Annotated in this window: 7 protein-coding genes; all 7 read right to left on the minus strand. The window is 54.5% G+C overall.

Annotated elements, in window-relative coordinates:
* Positions 1-148: 148 nt before the first annotated feature.
* Entirely contained in the window at positions 149-5,035 is a 4,887-nt protein-coding gene (locus ABE504_RS22525; protein WP_430092928.1) for a DUF4132 domain-containing protein, read from the minus strand.
* Positions 5,036-5,050: 15 nt separating this feature from the next.
* Positions 5,051-5,470 carry a hypothetical protein gene (locus ABE504_RS22530; protein ID WP_430092929.1) on the minus strand — a complete coding sequence of 140 codons (420 nt, stop codon included), beginning with the start codon at positions 5,468-5,470 and terminating at the stop codon, positions 5,051-5,053.
* 108 nt (positions 5,471-5,578) lie between these two features.
* Positions 5,579-9,376 (minus strand): immunoglobulin-like domain-containing protein, encoded by a 3,798-nt coding sequence (locus ABE504_RS22535; RefSeq protein WP_430092931.1) that lies wholly within the window; start codon positions 9,374-9,376, stop codon positions 5,579-5,581.
* Between the two features lie 12 nt (positions 9,377-9,388).
* Positions 9,389-9,970, minus strand: a complete 582-nt coding sequence (locus tag ABE504_RS22540) for a hypothetical protein (protein ID WP_430092933.1) — start codon at positions 9,968-9,970, stop codon at positions 9,389-9,391.
* Between the two features lie 111 nt (positions 9,971-10,081).
* Positions 10,082-14,500, minus strand: coding sequence for a helix-turn-helix transcriptional regulator (locus ABE504_RS22545; protein WP_430092935.1), 4,419 nt, complete (start codon positions 14,498-14,500; stop codon positions 10,082-10,084).
* A gap of 138 nt (positions 14,501-14,638) precedes the next feature.
* Positions 14,639-16,291: a GTP-binding protein gene (locus tag ABE504_RS22550; protein WP_430092937.1), complete on the minus strand. Its 1,653-nt coding sequence runs from the start codon at positions 16,289-16,291 to the stop codon at positions 14,639-14,641.
* A 1-nt stretch (position 16,292) separates the two neighbouring features.
* Complete coding sequence (cysD, locus tag ABE504_RS22555; RefSeq protein WP_430092939.1) at positions 16,293-17,216, minus strand: sulfate adenylyltransferase subunit CysD; 924 nt, start codon at positions 17,214-17,216, stop codon at positions 16,293-16,295.
* Positions 17,217-17,393: the final 177 nt, after the last annotated feature.

Here is a 17,393-nt window from a genome sequence, read left to right on the forward strand (position 1 = left end):
TAAATGATAGAAATGCGAACAAACGGTGCGAAAGGATAAAGATTTCACAAAGATTTGATTAAAGAGTCAGCGCATAGAAAAAAAGCGGGCGCTCATCACCCGCTCCAAAAAATTCCTTCATTTAGCATACTGCTCAGTTAAATCCCGACTACGCATACTGCCCCGCCCGCAACTGCTCCAGAATCTGCGGATCCTTGATCTTCGTATCCTGCGCAAGCATCACGATTTTGGACAAAATCTCCGACGTCTTGGGATCCTCATCCATAAACGGCAGGAACAGCTTGCCGCGATGCTGCGCATGCACCGGCAGGATGTACAGCGTGCCCGCCGCCTGCTTCTGCACCGTGCCGCTGCCGAGATGAACCCCGTAATCGCCAAGCGTTCCGGCGATGCGCGCAAAGTTGCCCTCCAAGCGCACATTGGCAATTTTCATCAGGCGCAGCGACTCGGCGACGATGACTTTCCGCAGCTCGATCGTCGTCAGGCTCGCTTCCGGATCGACACCGCCGACGTGAGCGACGCTGACGACCAGATCCACATCCCGCATAATTTCCGAGAAAATAATACCGGGAATGCGGCCGATCTCCAACGGCTTATACGTTTTCCGATCTATAAAAGAAACCGTCTCGAGCGTAGGCGCCTCCACCTCAGACGGCGAGAACCAGTCCGCAAGCGCGTAGATATTCGCGATAATATTACCCTTGTGGTACACCTTTTGCAGTCCCTCTTCATAGCTGACCGTCCAGAGCCGCGTCTTCAACAGCGCCGCTGCCCGCTTCGGCTGAATCTGATGGCCGGCGTAGCGGCGGGATACCGCGCCGCTCTCCAGCTCATCCTGGTTCGGAAGGTACAGCTCCCGGAACACCTGCTTGAACGGCTGCTTGAGCTGCCGGTCGAACAGCAGTTTCTGATAGCGGGCCCATTCCCCGCTCTCATAAAGATGCAGCGGATGCGCGATGTAGATCGTATCCGCACCATCCAGGGGCACGACTTCGCCCATGGCATCAACGAGACAGCCGTCCGCATAGAAGCCGAAGGTCGATCCCCTTTTCAACACGAGGCTCTGCAGCAGCGGAGCAATCGTCGGATTTTTCATCAAATTGGCAAGTTCCGTATACGTAAAACCGCTCTCCGACTCCATGCATTTCTCGAATTCCACCCGCGCCCGCTTAGACTGCTCCCGCAGGATCGCAACCGTTTCTTTCAACTGCGCAACGTCCGGGTGCTTGTTGTACTTGGACGGCAGCGATTTCAGCGGCTTGCCTTTCTTCGTCACCGCCAGATCGGCACGGCCGCTTTCGTCAATGACGAGTCGGACCTCGATCTCCTCAACCTCGCGAGGCTCAAGCAGGTGCAGCACCTCTGCCATTTGTCGAGCCTCCATATCCCATTTGAGCCGAATTACATCGGGGTAGCCGGCATTCCGGGACAAATTGTCCAGTGCGATCGCAGCCGCTTTCGCCTCACTCGCACTGCGCTGCGCGCCGAACGCTTTGCTCTCTTTGAGAAAACGCTGGATATACGTGTACCGTTCGAGCACATCGCGCTCCGAATCCTCCTTGCTAATGGGAATGAGACTGTAGCTGAGCAGGTGATCCTTATTCCGCTTCGCTTCCACGGAAGCCCGAATCTCGCCCAAATCGAGCTTACCCAGCACCGCATCGGCAAAAAGCTGCGACCGCCGATGATTCGCCCCCGCGGAAATGTACTTGGCGCATTGGTACAGCACGCCGAAGCGCTCCGCGCCCAGCTCCTGATAAGCGTCACGGAACCAGCGAATGTCAAAAGCGCCATCGTTAAAATCCGCCGGTGAAATCGGCGAGTAATGCGCGACGATCGTTTCTTTCTCCGCCGAAAAGCTCTCGTTCACATGGGCGTGAAAATACCAGGCGGCGCTGCGCAGCCCCTGCCAGTTCAGATGCTCGGCGACCAGCTCGAGCCACTGCGGGGCGTACATGGCGGCTTCAAGCAGCCTTTTGTCCGACAGCTTCGTTCCTTTCAATTTCTCGGCGAGTTGACGCACATCGTCCCCCGATGACGGATGGCAGGCGCGCAGCAGGTGGCTGAGCGATTCCTTTTTGGTTTTGCCGCCATAAATGTAACCGCGCACAAACGACTCCCGATCCAGCGCCGACAGCATCGCGATCCAATCGTCCATACCCTCGAAATATTGAATGCCCATCGCCAAATCCGACACTTCGCTCGGGAGGTCCCCCCGATTCAACTCCAGCTCCAGAAGCACGGACAACACCTGTTGTTTGAAACGTCCCATCGTCGGATATTTAGCCACAAAATCCACTCTCGTGCCGGTGATCGTCGAAATATGCCTGCGGCTCCTAGGGCGCGTGAGCAGCTCCCGATACATCTCATCGTCGTCGATAAGCCCCAAATCGTGCGCACGAACGAACTCGCCAAGCTCCGGATGAAAGTCCTCGTAGTGCGTAAGGTGATCCAAATTCAGCATCATCGTAAAATAGTCCAGGAACGAGCGATCGTCATAGACGCTGCTTCGGGCCCAGTTGATCCATGGCGAGGACAGCAGTGCCCAGGCTTTGGCATTTTCCTCCATGCCCCGCTTCTGCAAGGCCTGTATGACGCCATTCAAAATCTGGCTCGACATCGCAAACAGCTCCGTCTTGTCGCTGTCATGATAATATGCATGAAGCAAACGTTGCACCTGCTGCACATAAGGAAGCCTCGGCAGCCATTCGGCAAATGCGCGCATCGTTGCGGCAGGATACAGTTTCGTCACAAACGCCCTGCCCCAATCTCCCAAAGCTCTGTACCGATGGGCCTCCCAACCGTTTAGTAAATCCGCACTATATTTATACAAGCTATCCGAGGACAAATAGAACATGATCTGCACGATGTCCCGATCCGAATACCCGCTCTCTTGCCGGTACCGCTCCCACACATCCGCCAGCGGGTAGCCCTCCAGATGCGTCTTTTCCTGCTCCTGTTTCTGATATCCCTGCAGCCGCTCAAGCCTTGCACCCAGTAAAAAGCTTTCCTTATGGCCGGCATAACGCTCGATCGTATATTCGTAGTCACGGTGAGCATGCACCGCGTCCGACAAGCCTTGCAAGAACTGCTGGATCCGAGCCAGCGGCATATCCAACAGGTCCTTCACCGATGTCTCCGGGTATACAGGGAGGGGGTGAAGCTCCGGCTTTTTCTTGGGATCGAAGAGTCCGAATCCGTTATGCAGACCTTTAGTCTCTTGCTGCTGCAGCCGCTCCAGAAGCGGTAGCTCCTTGGGGGTAGGGGCCTTGATTGCAGCAAGATGATGCTGCACCTTGCTAAACTGCGCGGCCCGCTGTTCATCTTCTTTCAGAATGCAGAGCATCTCAAGCGCACCCAGCCGCTGCAGCTCTACCGAGCTTTCGACAAGCGACGCAATCGTATGATCGAGCTGGTCGAGCTCCTGCTTGAGTAAAATTTTGATTGCGCTTTGCCGCAGCGCCCCGGTCTTCAGCTTGAGCGACCCTTGCACCAGCGCAGCGTCCTGCGGCGTGAGCGTCATCTCGTCAATGCGGGCCAGGGCGGCCTCGCGGTTGGACACACTTTTATCCGATAACGAGTCAAAAAGAAACTGCCGCTGCACGGGATCGGACATCTCCGGCGTAAACGACTGAATCAGCGCGATGCGCAGATTAGGGCTCACCCGATCCTTGAGGGCAATCACCTCCGCGATCATTTCCGCATCGAGATCGTACGCAGCGAGGTACAGCATTTTATTCGCAATCGCATCCGTACTGTGGGTGTACGTCCGCCACTCAAACACTTGCGAACGCTCGGCAAGCTCCGCCTTCGGCAGCCCAAGCAGTTGGGCGCGGAGCAGTTCGAACTGGCGTACCCGCTCCGCTTTCGCCTCCAGCATCGGCACACGATCCACAATCGGCTTATGCCTCAGCTGCTCATACGCCGGATGCGACCGCCAGGCTCGCGACCACCTGTACACGTAGTTCGTCAGTACCAGCGACTGCAGCTCAAGATTGGACTGCGCGAGATACGGCGCGGAGAGGGAGAAGCGAAGCGCGTCATTGTGACTCTGAGCAAGAAAGTATTGCGCTGCAATCTGCTGATACGTCGCGCCCTGCTCCATCAAACGCCGGATCAGCGCCGGAAGACGCTCCTCTTCCCGAACTGCCGTAGCCCATAGCGCAAAGTACAACTTGTTCACATCGTTGCTGGTGGCCCATTCCTCGCAGACACGCTCATCGCTAAGGGAGGTGTGTGCATAAGCCATGCATTGCTTCGCCACTCTAGAGTTCGCCGCCTCCAGACCTAACCCCGTCCACACATCAAGCGCGCGAAGCACCGAACTGTAGCGAATGAAATCATGGTCGATGATCACCTGCAGCAATGAGGTAAAAGCCTCCAGCGTCCCCTCGTCCATCGCCTCCACAATGCTTTGGCGCAGCCCTTCTTGCAGTCGTGCGGCTATCAGCATTTGACCAAGCATGCCGTGAGCCTCCGCGTGATGACTGAGTACGATGCCTTGAATCATGGCCCGATTCAGCAGTGCCGTGTTGTTGTCCCCGAAACATATGTCTTTAAGGGCATTAAATACTTCCCGATTATCCCTGTCTAATTCGTAGGCGAGCAGATAAGGGATAAGCGGAGTATCTTTTGGGTTAGGATCAGATAAGGTCGTGAGATAGGTCATCAGGGAAAAATCAGTCTGCGACAAATCGTACAGCGCATATAGCTTGCGTACCATATTTTCGATGTGGACATGCGGATTCTGTGTCCGGAAGGGCCGGCGCAAATACCCCACGCTGTACGGGTACGCCGTCATATGTATTGTCAAATACTGCATAATCTCAGCCGAATAGGCGTCGGCTTTCTTCTCCAGGACAGTAACAAACGGAGCAAAATACGGTTCCTGCTTCCCTTGCGCAGCAATTCGGTCAAGCAGCGTCCCAATCTCCTTGTTTTTCATCTCCCTATCTCGCGGTGCCTTCGCCAGATGATCCAAGAGGAGTCGTTCCAACTCCTTGCGTGCCTCGTCTTTCCGCTGAAAAAATAACACGTCAGGCTCCCTCCCTTACCATTGTCGACCGGCCAACATCGTCAATCGGATGAACGCGATGTCATCCCCGTCCTTTAAGTCTATGCCGGCATCCAGTTCCATAGCTTCCTCTTCGCGAATAAACACTTTGTACAGGCCATCCTCGAATGCCAAAAGGGCCGCATCAACCGCCTCCGCTTCATCTGCTTGACGGTCATCGTACCGCGTGCCAAAGCCGACTTTCCCCTCGGCTCCTCTGGCTTCAATCTCCTCCAAGGTGAGAAAGGGAATCAGCGGTTGATCCTCCGCCCGTTCGTTATAAAGCCGGACGTTATCGGCGACGATCTCGCGGATCAGCTCCCTAAGGTTTGTCGGTGAGGAGGTGAGCTCATATGCTTTTTTCGTGAGATGCGGTTTGCGCTTGCCGATGCTTTTTACCGTAACGTAAATGTTCATGGCCTTCTCCTTTAGCTCCCCTTTTTAATTCCCATATTAGCACACAATAAAATCCAAAAGGGATGGCAATTATGCCATCCCTCCGGACAATTTCATATTGCTTATTTTTTACATATGCAGCCATTCCAATAGTCGATACAGCACCACCGCAGCTTCCGCCCGAGTCACTGAACGCTCAGGATGAAACTTGCCATCCTCATACCCTTGCATCAGGTGCAGCTCTGCCATCCGACGAACCGCGAAATCCGCCCAACCCGGTATCGCTGCCTGATCCTCATAGCCATTGGCTGCAGAGCTTGATGGAGCAGCCTGCTCGTAGGTATCCAGGATACGCCCCATCAGCACCGCCAGCTCTGCGCGCGTCATGTCCTGATCCGGCATAAACGCCAGCGCGTCTCCCGCTGCATAACCTTGAATCCATCCCTTCTGGGCAGCAGCTGCTATGTGAGATTCAGCCCAAGCCGGAATGTGTTCGCCATCCTTGAATGCAGCAGGAGTCTCCGGTGCCAGGTTGAAGGTTCTGGAGAGCATGACCACGAACTGAGCACGAGTTACCTCCGCTCCAGGCAGGTACACGCCTTCCTCCATACCTGACACGACTTGCATGCCTGCGAGACGTTTCGCCTCTTTCTCCGCCCAATGGCCAGCCATGTCCTCAAAAGCAACCGGCGGCCCTGCAATGACAGCAATTGGGCTAAAATGATTCATTTCCGCCTGCAAAGTGCCGGCCTCCGTTATTTCGCCGCCAACATAGATCCATCTCTTCTGCTGCTCATTGTAATAATAAAGTGCAGGCTGCTGACCAGCAGGAACCTTCTCCGATGCGTACCGGATCCTTACGTTCATTGACTCGGTGAGCTGGGTTCCGGCTGAACTCGCTACATTGAACACCTCACTTGTCAGCGTGCCGGACGTCGGCACTGATGGAGTCGAAGATACCGCCATACGAACTTCAGACCCTGTTGGCACGCCTCCGCTCGGAATCCGAATCTCCAGAAGTCCCCTCAATTCCCCCTGCACCGTGGCCCCTGACTCCACTGGAATCCGAATGACGGTGGACATAGCCGGCGGTGCTAACGGCGCTGACGGAACCTCGGGTTCGTTCACCCCTGAATCAGGAGGTGCCTCCGGTGGTGTCACCACGGGCGTCTCCGGCGTCTCCGGCGTCGCCCCCGACTTCACAACCCGAACGGTGCGCACCACTTCTGTCGCCGCATTGCCGGAGCTGTCCGTCACGTTGTAACGAACTGAATACGTGCCCGCCCGATTCGTATCTACATCGGATATAACCGCTATGCTGGAGGTCAGTTCCCCCTCCCACGCATCCTGCGCCGCAGCGCCCGCATCTTCATAATCGGCGCCGACCGGCACGACCACCGGATTATCGCCATGGAGCGTGATGACCGGCTTCTCCGTATCCCTCACGACGACAGTCCTTACCGCAGTCGCGCTCATCCCAACTGCATTCGTGACCGAATAATGCAACTCGTACGTGCCGAGACGACTCGGATCGACCGTCCCCGTCATAACAACCTGGCTGCCGATGTTGCCATCCCGTACATCACTCGCCACAAACCCCGGTTCTTCGTAGACGCTTCCCGCCTCAACATCCATCGTCGTCTCTCCAAGCAGCGTCAACGAAGGGACTCCTCTATAAATCCGAATAACAGCGGAAGCTTCGGAGCTTACATTCCCGGCATAATCCAGCGCTCGGGCGTAGACCTCCGTCTCGCCTTCGGTGTCCACCACTACGGCGCTTCCCGCATAATCCGTCCATTCGCCGCCGACGCCGAACTTATATTGATACTTTTGAACGCCGCTATCCAGATCTGTGCTGCCCGATAGGGTAAAAGTAACCGGCCCCGGAGTCCATCCAGCGGCACTCACTTGAATCGTCGGCGCCGTAGGAGCAGTATGATCGGAATCATCCGTTTCCTGCGCCGACACGTTAACGGTCCGCACCGCTTCTGGAGCCGCATTGCCGGAGCTGTCCGCCACGTTATAGCGGACTAAATACGTCCCGGCCCGGCTCGTATCTACATCGGATGTGACCGTTATCCTCGAGGTCACATCTCCTTCCCACGCATCCTCTGCCACAGCGCCGCCATCCACATACGCTTCGCCAATGGGCACGCTGGCCGGATTATCGCCAAGCAGCGTAAGAATTGGCTTCCCTGTATCCTGCACAACGATCGTTCTTGTTGTCGTAGCCGTTTGCCCCACTGAATTGGTCACCGCATACTGGAGCACGTATGTGCCGAGACGGCTCGTATCCACAGTCCCCGTCACGACAATACGGCTGCTGATGTTTCCATCCAAGGCATCGTTTGCAACGACTCCCGGGTCCGTATACACGCTTCCCGCCTCGAGAGCCATCGCTTCGTTCCCTAGAATGGTCAGTGACGGGGTGCCCCGGTAAATGCGCACAACCACAAAGGATTGCGGACTGATATTCCCCGCGTAATCCTGAGCTCGGGCGTACAATTGTGTCTCGCCCTCGCTATCTATCGTCACGGCGCTGCCAGGGTAATCAACCCAGTCACTTTCTGCTCCAAGTTTATATTGATATTTCCGGATGCTGCTTTCCAGAGCAGCGCTGCCTGATAATGTAAAAGCCACCGGCCCATAAGTCCATCCGGTCACGCTCGTTTGAATGGAAGGCGCGGTTAAGCCCGCAGCGCCTGTATCGACAGGTCCCATCCAGCCGCTGCGCAGCGTCTCGCCGTAGACAACGCCTGTCACAGCCTTCGGCGTGACCTCGAACCCAATCCAGCTCCCTTGATCTTCCGAACGGAGGACATACCATGGAAGTGTCTGCCCGGCAAGCTCCTGCCGGTTGCTTCCGGCAGCGTCACCCGCCCGATACCATCGGTACGACGTATCGCCCTCCAGGTCGCCGTCTGCGTCCAAATACGTGTAATGGGCGTATACCGCTTGGCCTACAGTCCCCTCGCCCATCCATGTCGGCATACTTGCGGTCGGCGCCGAATTGACACGGAAATCGATGATGCGCTGGTTGCCGGGATCCGCTACATACGCCATCCCCCCAGGGGTAACAGCAAGCCCCGTCGGCAGATTCAGCCCATCCTCTCCGGCACCGAAGCGCCCCCAAGATTTCAAGTAGGTACCCGCTGAGGTATAGGCTCGAAGCCGATGATTCGCATCTGCAACATAAATAATCCCGTTCCCATCGCCAGCTATGGCCTGCGGATTGAACAGCTTGTCCGGCCCCATTCCCTTGTTTCCGAACTGAAGCAAGAAATTGCCGCTGCTATCGAACACCTGAATCCGGTGGTTGCCAGTATCGGTTACATATACCTTGCCATCTGGATCCGCCCACAATGCGGCAGGTTGTGCAAACTGCCCCTCCTTGGAGCCCCTGCTTCCCCAAGCGCGAACAAACGTGCCGTTCTCATCAAACACTTGAATACGGTTATTTCCCGTGTCGGCGATATAAATCGTGCCGTACACATCGGCGGTTACACCCCCGGGGGAATTGAACTGGCCGGGCTTGACGCCAAACTGCCCCCACGCGGTCAGAAAGTCGCCGTTCGCAGCAAATACCTGAATACGATGATTGCCACTGTCGGCTACAAATACGCGATCATCAGCACCAATTGCGATCCCTTCGGGACGGAACAGATCCCCCTGCCTGGAGCTGCTGCGACCAAGCGTCGCCGCATAGGTACCCGCCCCGTCATAGATGTCAACCCGATCATTCATCCTATCCGCAATATAAAGTCGTCCCTGCGAGTCCAACGTCACCTGCGCCGGTTCGTTCAGATCGCCTTGACCTGCGCCGGTGTCGCCCGCTTTGGCATCCCAGATGGGAGCAGCCAATGCCAAGGGGCTCCCCAAAGCGGCCACGCCTGCCATAATGCCCACTGCAGCTATATATCTTTTCATCATGGCAGCCCGTTAAGACGTTTTGTTTAAAAAGATGTCGTAAGATAAGCTCTCCGTGGTCCCCGAAGTACGGGTGGTCATTACAATTTTGGTAAAAAACAGGGAAATCGTTTCCTCCGATTTAAACTGATTCACAGCCTTCATCGCGTAAGAACTTGCAAATGGACTGTAGAGCGAATACAGCATAACCTCCTGATTATTCTCGTCGACGAAAGAAACTTCGGCCGGGCCAGTGACCGTCACGTCACCTTTCAGCGTCTGTCTTAGCATTGGCAGTAAGACATGGTTCGTTTTCTTTTTGGTGATCGTCATCGGGGTCCATTCCGGCTTGCCAGTAGCGTAGCTGGTTGGAGACTTCACTAATGGAGTCGTCAGTTCGACTTCAGCGGAGTCTACGATGATCCAACCACTAGCCGCTCCCCCCGTCTTCGCCGGGTTCACATCCGGTCCTGTAACTCCGGGATATTTGAAATAAATCGTTACGATTTGCTCTCCTTCAGCCGGCGCACCGACTGCCGAGGCCGTACCTGGCGTCACCATGCTCAACCATCCGATCATCCAAGCGAACAAGACGTATAACACATATTTTTTCATCACTATACCCTCCAAATGACAAATTTCTTCCCAGAGTATAGGACAATTCTCGACATCGCGCATATATCTTAAGGTATATCTCTTCAAAAAAATAACCGCGCAGGCCGAGGCCTACCGGTTATGGTCATTCAGCAGCTGCAGTTCCTTGGCTTGAGCGATCGCTTTGGTTCTGCGGTTGACATTCATTTTCCCTAAAATGTTATGGACATGCACCTTGGTCGTTCCTACGGCCAGCCCCAGCTTCTGAGCAATTTCCCGATTCGTCATGCCCGTCGCCATCAGGTTCAAAATCTCCATCTCCCGCTCCGTCAATGGCTCGATCAGGTTTCGATTGCGCTCCCTCTGAAGATGATCCGGGGCTGTTGCTCGTTCCGCTTCGGCAGACTCCCCAAACGGATAGAGCAGCTTATAGACAAACACCGCTTGCGAAGCCAACACATCCAATACCTTAGAGCCTGGCGGCTGAAACACATGCCCAGTCAGCTGACTCTCCACATACAGAATGCCGCACAACGTTTCTTTCACCAAGACCGGCATTGCCAGAACGGACAGACAAGGACGTTCTACCCAGTAGGCGTCATGGAAAAATTGGCTCTCCCCCGTATCTCCGCAATAATGCACCGACTCCTTCGTTCGCTCCACCCATTGAATCACGCTGAGAGGAAGGTCCTTGATCTCATAAACAGTTCCTGGCGGATAGCAGGCAAAAGAAGTGTGAGACAACTCGGCCCCCTTCTTCATGCCGTTCCATTCCACTAGCAAATATGCCCTTTGCGCGCCGGATGTTTCAAGGATCAGCTGCATCATTTGCCTAAAAAGCTGGTCCAGCTCCAAGCCATCCGCTATCGTCTGAGACGCCTTCATCAGCGTAAAAAGATCGATTTCTTGCCCAAGCAGGCGAGGAGCAACCTCTGTATCAGCAGGCGGCGACTCGTGCGCGAGTGAAGGCCCGCCGCCCAACGCTTCCGTCTTCGGAACTTCTCCCTCGGCCCCGCGGGCAAGATGCTCGGCCTTGGCGGCAGCCCCCCACTGGAGATAGCAGTGAACCGCATCCTTGCGGTAGAGATCGGCGATTTTCTGTTTTCCCTGTTCACGATAAAACTGGCTGGCAAGCTCGTTGCCGATCGCTTCCTGCTCAGATGCACCCTTCTGCTTAGCCATATGGATGGCCGATTCATACAAGTCTGCGGCGGGCGTATGCTTGCCCCGGACTCTGCACATTTCCGCTTCCACCAGCCAAGACCTCGCTGCATAATGGTTTGGTCCGTCTGCAGCTAGCCTTCTGAGATGCTTGGCATATCCTTTCGCCTGTTTCCACCAGCGCCTCCGGGCTTTAGAGGAGAGCTCGGTCCAAGCGCCGCAAACCGACAACGCCGTGTAGAATCCGAACTGCGGCGCATGCGGAGAATGCATGGAATTGATACGGTATGGAGCAGCCAGTTCAGCGTAGTGAAGCGCCTCCGAATAGCGCCCGAACAAATAGCAGATTTGCATCTTATACGTATAGAACTGAAAAAGCGTAATCGCTTTGCCATCATCCTGTTCCACCGAAGCAAGGAATGTTTCTTCATCCTCGAAGAAACCGTCATGCAGCTGAAAAACGTCGCCAGTCAGCCCTTGGAGCGTCTTGGCCAGTTGAATAAAGAGATACACGTTTTTCGTAACGAGATCGTCCTTTGTAATTTCCAGCGGAGCCAAATAGCTTCTGTTCAGCTCCAGCATGCTCTCCATGCTTTCCTTCACATACGCAGCGTTAATATGCGCCCCAATCGCATAACTCGCATACATATGATCGCCCGACTGGAGTCCAAGCTTCAGTGCCTTCTCCAGATATGGGTCGCCTTCCTCCACTTGCCCAACCCACTGGCACAGCACACCTCCGAACATCGTATAGGCCTGGCATTGGACCGAAGGATTCTGCTGGGCGTCAGCCAGCGATACGGCGGCTTTACCGATGTCGTAACCCATGCGGTACTGCTGCAGAGCAGCCCCGAGCAGAATGCCGAAGGCAACATAAAAGGTCGGCGCATAACGCGATATGCCATGCTGGAGACTCAACCTGACAAAGTAGGAGGTCAGCACAGCGTACACCGGCTTGTTGATAAAAAACGTCGGCGCGACCAAGGCAAACATCAGCTCCATCGCGGCTTTCACCTTGCCGTCTTCCACGTCGGGGAGCAGATGGAGCTTGTCGATCCGCTTGCGGATCCGCCATGTCGCCGTCAGCATTTCCCGAAGGATACGAAGCGTGTTCGGATTCTCCGGAATGTGGATGCCCACTTCCTTCAAGCCGCGCAGCCCTAAGGAGATGGCTTCCCCATACTTGCCGCTTGAGGAGAGCTGGTTCATCTGAATCCGATACACCTGCGCCCTGTCTTCAAAACGCTTCGCTTGAACGAGCAGCTCACGACACAGATGGTCGGCCGTTTCGAAGTTCCCGCTGAGGTACTCACATTCCGCCAAACTCACTTGAAGCCTGAAATATTCATCGCTGAAAGCAGGGACTGGATCGATCCCCTCCAAGGCGCAGCGGTAATAGTGAACAGCGGATACGTAGGCAGAGGCTTCCTTTGCTTTATCCCCTGCCTGCAGGTTCATCTCCGTGCGCCTTGCCTTTTCTTCCGGTGCATGGATATAGCCGGAGCCCGCATTATAGAAGTCCGCCAAGTCGTAGAGGCGATCCCAGCGCTCTGCAGCGGTCCCACGTTCATAGATCGCCCGTCCCAGCGCCAGCAGACTTCTGCTTCGCAGATCCTCATCCAACAAGGAGTAGGCTGCTTGCTGAATCCGATCATGGTAAAATTGGTAAGCCTCGATCTCATCCCCGTTATGCTTGACCGCGAGAAGCAAACCTTCCTGAACAGCAGGCGCCAACCGGATGGCTGCTAGTGTCGGTGTCTCTCCGGTTAACAGAGACAAGTCTTCCAGTTTAGGGCGACTGCCTAGACACGACGCCAGCATAAGCAGATGCCTGGTCACCTCAGGTAGACTCTGGATTTTATGAACCAAATAATCAACCACTTGCTCGACCCCTGGAAGCTCCTCAAGTCCCTCGAGTCTCCAGCACCAGCTGCCGTCAGTACTTTGGAACATGAGCCACTCCCGGTCCCGCATTTCTTGGAAGAGCTGTTTAAAATAAAAAGGATTGCCCGCCGACTTGGCATACAACGCCTCTGCTAATGCAATCACGGACTGCCTCTCGAGCTGCAGCGTGTCCGCGACGATCCGATGGAACACTTCGATGGCTAGTGGCGATAGCTGGAGGCTGCGACTCGTGATCCCGTGTGAAGCCACGAAGTCATGGAAGCTTCCCAGCAAAGAGCGCGGATCCGCATCCATCTCCCTGTAAGCGCCAATGACCAGCAGGTTCTGGCTCGATGGGTCTGTCAGCAGTGCTCGCAGCAATTGCATACTGGCTTGATCGGACCACTGAAGATCATCCAGGAAGAGCACGAGCGGGCGTTCCTTGGCCACAGACTGAATGAAGCAGCGAATCGCGTGCTCCAATCTGCGGCCTGCCTCAGCGGGAGCCAGCTTCTCTGCGGGAGGCAGCGTGCCGATCGCCATCTTCAGCTCAGGGAGCACCTCCATCACGACTGAAGCCGCATTTCCCGCAGCTTGGAGGAACCGTTCCCGCAGCCGCGAAAGGACCTCTTGCGGCTCCGTCAACAGCTGGCTAACCAGTTGGCCGAACGCAGCAATCATGACGCCATAAGGCGTAATGCGTTGATATTGATCGCATTTGCCCCAGATCCAATAGGCTTTGCCGACAGCAATCGTGCGCAGTGCCGAATCGACCAGCGCCGTCTTCCCAATCCCCGGCGGGCCGCTGATCATCACTAGCTCATTGCTGCCCAAGCATGCGCATCCGAAAGCATCCAAGAGCTCGGCGGTTTCTTTTTCCCGTCCATACAGATGCTCTTGGATCTGGAAGGTCCCCCGCGCATCCTCCCGCCCAAGCTCGAAGTCCTCGATGTCCCCTGTTCGGTTCCATTGCTCCAGACAACGCGCCAAATCTGCGCGCAGCCCGCTGGCCGATTGATAACGGCGATCAGGCTCCTTCTCCAGCAGCCTCAAAACAATCCTGCAAAGCGGCTCAGGCAGCTCAGGCCGATACGTCTGCGGATGGACCGGAGCCACAGCCAGATGGGCATGCGTCCACCCGACTAAATGCTCGGCGGCGTAAGGCAGCTTGCCTGTCAGCATTTCATACAGGATTAGCCCCAGCGAATACAGGTCCGATCGCCCGTCGACGCCCCGGTTCATTCGGCCGGATTGCTCCGGCGACATATAGGAAGGATTCAGCTCGGGCGTCGCTCTATGTCTTCCGGGCACTTCTTGCACCTGTAGTGTGCCAGGCTCTACCCCGATTGTCTCCGGGGACAATCGGCCTGAAACTAGATTTTCCACATGCAGCGTTTCCAATTGCTCTATGATTTGAATGGCTACTCTTATGAGGTCGGGCAAGCGAAGTTGTCCATCCTGCAGACAGTCTCTCAGCGAACTCCCTTTTACCCGTTCCATGCTCATCTATGCCTCCGTTGCAGCGCTATGCTGCAATTGTAATTATACATCTGGTGTCATTTTATCATCTGAGAAAGGGTTTGTCCTTACTGGGGCTTTTAAAAAGAAAAAAGCCCGGAACATGATCGTCCCAGGCTTTCAACACTAAATCGAATAATCCATATCTTGGTTATGAATCAGACGCTTCACTACGCGTTTTACGACATCATTCGCATCCTCTTCGACGGAGGACATTCTCGCATCCGCTCCGATTTCGATCAACGTATCGCCAATCAGTTCCCGCGCGCCCGCGTATGCAGCATTCGCCGCTACCAAAGCAACAAGCCCCGCGTCATTCATCAACTTCGCGACTTCCGCCAAGCGCTGAGGCGATTCGTCTGCGCCGCTCTCGAGCAGCATCGTATGGTAGCCTCTCGCAACCAAACGTTTCTCGACTTCCCTCGCAAGGGTTGCTGTCGCCGTGCCGTCAAACCAGATCGTTAAAGGATTTTGGCCTTTTTGCTCAGCACGAACATCTCTTGTGACTTCTGCAAACGACTGCGTTCCTTTGTCAGCGCTTTGAAGCGCTGCGTCAATCACGCCGCAAGCGGACGTCATATTAGACACGCGATCGATCAGAATGAAGCCGCCGATGCTTTTATTTTGCTCGAACGAATCAAAAACGATATCGTCCGACAGTGAAAATTCGCATTTCGCCAGCTCATTCTTCACCACTTGGTCGGCTGAAACCGTATTGCCGGTATTAATATCGATTTTATGGTTGATGGCTGTCACCGTACCCGGCAGTACTTTCGTACCCACTTTAACCAAATAGTTTTTCCCCGGCGTCAGCACGGAATCGTCCATCCACAGAATAGTGGCGCTAAAGCTATGCGCCTCCTGAATGCGGCTGTCTTTCGTAAACACATTGCCCCGCGAAACGTCGACCTCCCGATCCAATTGAATGGTCACGGGTTGTCCGGCGTAGGCATAATTCCGATCTTGGTCGGTCACGAGAATGCGTTTCACTTTCGCCTTCTCACGGCTCGGAAGCGTCGTCAGCTCATCGCCAACCGCGATACGCCCAGCCTCGATCTGACCTTGGAAGCCGCGGAACGTGTGGTCAGGACGGCATACCCGCTGAATCGGCATCATAAAGTCCTTCGCATTGTCATTCTGATGCACATCCACATTTTCCAAATACGGCAGCAAGGCAAGGCCTTCGTACCACGGCGTATTTGGCGATTTTTTCGTAATGTTATCGCCTTCCGTTGCCGAAACCGGGATCACCTGAATGCTTTCAAAGTGGAACTCAGCTGTCAGCTTCGCGAATTCTTGTTTGATCGCATCGAACTTCTTCGGATCAAAACCGACCAAATCCATTTTGTTCACGGCGAGGACCAGATGTTTAATCCCCATCAATGCGCAAATCCGAGTGTGCCGCTTGGTTTGGGTGATAACCCCTTTCGTTGCGTCAACCAGAATGATCGCCAGATCCGCAAAAGATGCGCCAACGGCCATGTTGCGTGTATATTCTTCATGCCCCGGTGTATCCGCTACGATGAAAGAACGATGGTCCGTCGTAAAATACCGATACGCCACGTCAATCGTAATCCCTTGCTCACGCTCGGCCAGAAGCCCATCAAGGAGCAAGGAGTAGTCAATTTTGCCGCCGCGGCTGCCCAGTCTGCTGTCCAGTTCCAACGCTCTTTCTTGGTCAGCGAACAAAAGCTTAGCCTCATAAAGCATATGTCCAATCAACGTGGATTTTCCGTCGTCCACACTTCCGCAAGTAATAAATTTAAGCAGACTTTTCATTTTAGAAATAGCCCTCCCGTTTGCGTCTTTCCATACTTCCCGCCGCTTCTTGGTCAATTACCCGAGTGGTCCGTTCGGATGAAACCGCACCGAGCGTTTCCTCGATAATCGTATCCAGCGTATTCGCCTCCGACTCAGCGCCGCCAGTCAGCGGGTAGCAGCCTAAGGTGCGGAACCGCATTTTCTTCATTTCAATTTTCTCATGAGGCTCCAGCTTCATGCGCTCATCGTCCACCATGATGAGATGTCCGTCGCGTTCGATAACAGGTCGCTCTTGGGCAAAATAGAGAGGCACAATATCAATATTTTCTCTGCGAATGTATTGCCAGATATCTTTCTCCGTCCAGTTGGAGATTGGGAAGACGCGGATGCTCTCACCTTTGTTGATTCTTGTGTTAAAAAGCTTCCACATTTCCGGACGTTGGTTCTTCGGGTCCCAGGCGTGGTTCTTATTGCGGAACGAGAAAATCCGCTCCTTCGCACGCGACTTCTCCTCGTCACGCCGTCCGCCGCCGAACGCAGCCGTAAATCCGTATTTGTCCAATCCCTGCTTCAGCGCTTGAGTTTTCATAATATCCGTGTACGCGGAACCGTGGTCGAACGGGTTGATCCCCTGCTCAATCCCCTCTTGATTGGAGTGAACAATCATCTTAATTCCGAATTCTTTGGCCTTACGATCGCGGAACTCAATCATTTCCTTGAACTTCCACGTCGTATCGATGTGCATGAAAGGAAACGGCGGCTTTTCCGGATAAAATGCTTTCAGCGCCAAATGCAGCATCACGGAACTATCCTTCCCGATCGAATACAGCATCACCGGATTTTCACATTCCGCCGCTACTTCTCGTATAATATAAATCGCTTCAGCCTCGAGTTGATCCAGATGTGTCATTTCATCTATGGAATCAAGCGTCAATTTCTCCATGGAAAGGTGCCTCCTTTTAATCCTCACTAAATCTATCGCCTTTCTTTATATAGTATCAGATTGTGGCTTTTATGCAAAGTGGAAGAAAGTAAAAATATAAATTTTTCTACCACTTTCGTCGAAATTCGTTAAGCCTACACTCACTGTATGACATGAAAGTGCGATGCGTTACGCCTA

The sequence above is a fragment of the Paenibacillus oryzisoli genome (assembly GCF_050467285.1).
Classification (GTDB): domain Bacteria; phylum Bacillota; class Bacilli; order Paenibacillales; family NBRC-103111; genus Paenibacillus_E; species Paenibacillus_E oryzisoli_A.

Excerpts from the sequence above, each read along its gene's own strand:
- ABE504_RS22530 (WP_430092929.1), bottom strand. The coding sequence starts at position 5,470 with ATGAACATTTACGTTACGGTAAAAAGCATCGGCAAGCGCAAACCGCAT.
- ABE504_RS22535 (WP_430092931.1), bottom strand. The coding sequence starts at position 9,376 with ATGAAAAGATATATAGCTGCAGTGGGCATTATGGCAGGCGTGGCCGCT.
- ABE504_RS22540 (WP_430092933.1), bottom strand. The coding sequence starts at position 9,970 with ATGAAAAAATATGTGTTATACGTCTTGTTCGCTTGGATGATCGGATGG.
- ABE504_RS22545 (WP_430092935.1), bottom strand. The coding sequence starts at position 14,500 with ATGAGCATGGAACGGGTAAAAGGGAGTTCGCTGAGAGACTGTCTGCAG.
- ABE504_RS22550 (WP_430092937.1), bottom strand. The coding sequence starts at position 16,291 with ATGAAAAGTCTGCTTAAATTTATTACTTGCGGAAGTGTGGACGACGGA.
- cysD (WP_430092939.1), bottom strand. The coding sequence starts at position 17,216 with ATGGAGAAATTGACGCTTGATTCCATAGATGAAATGACACATCTGGAT.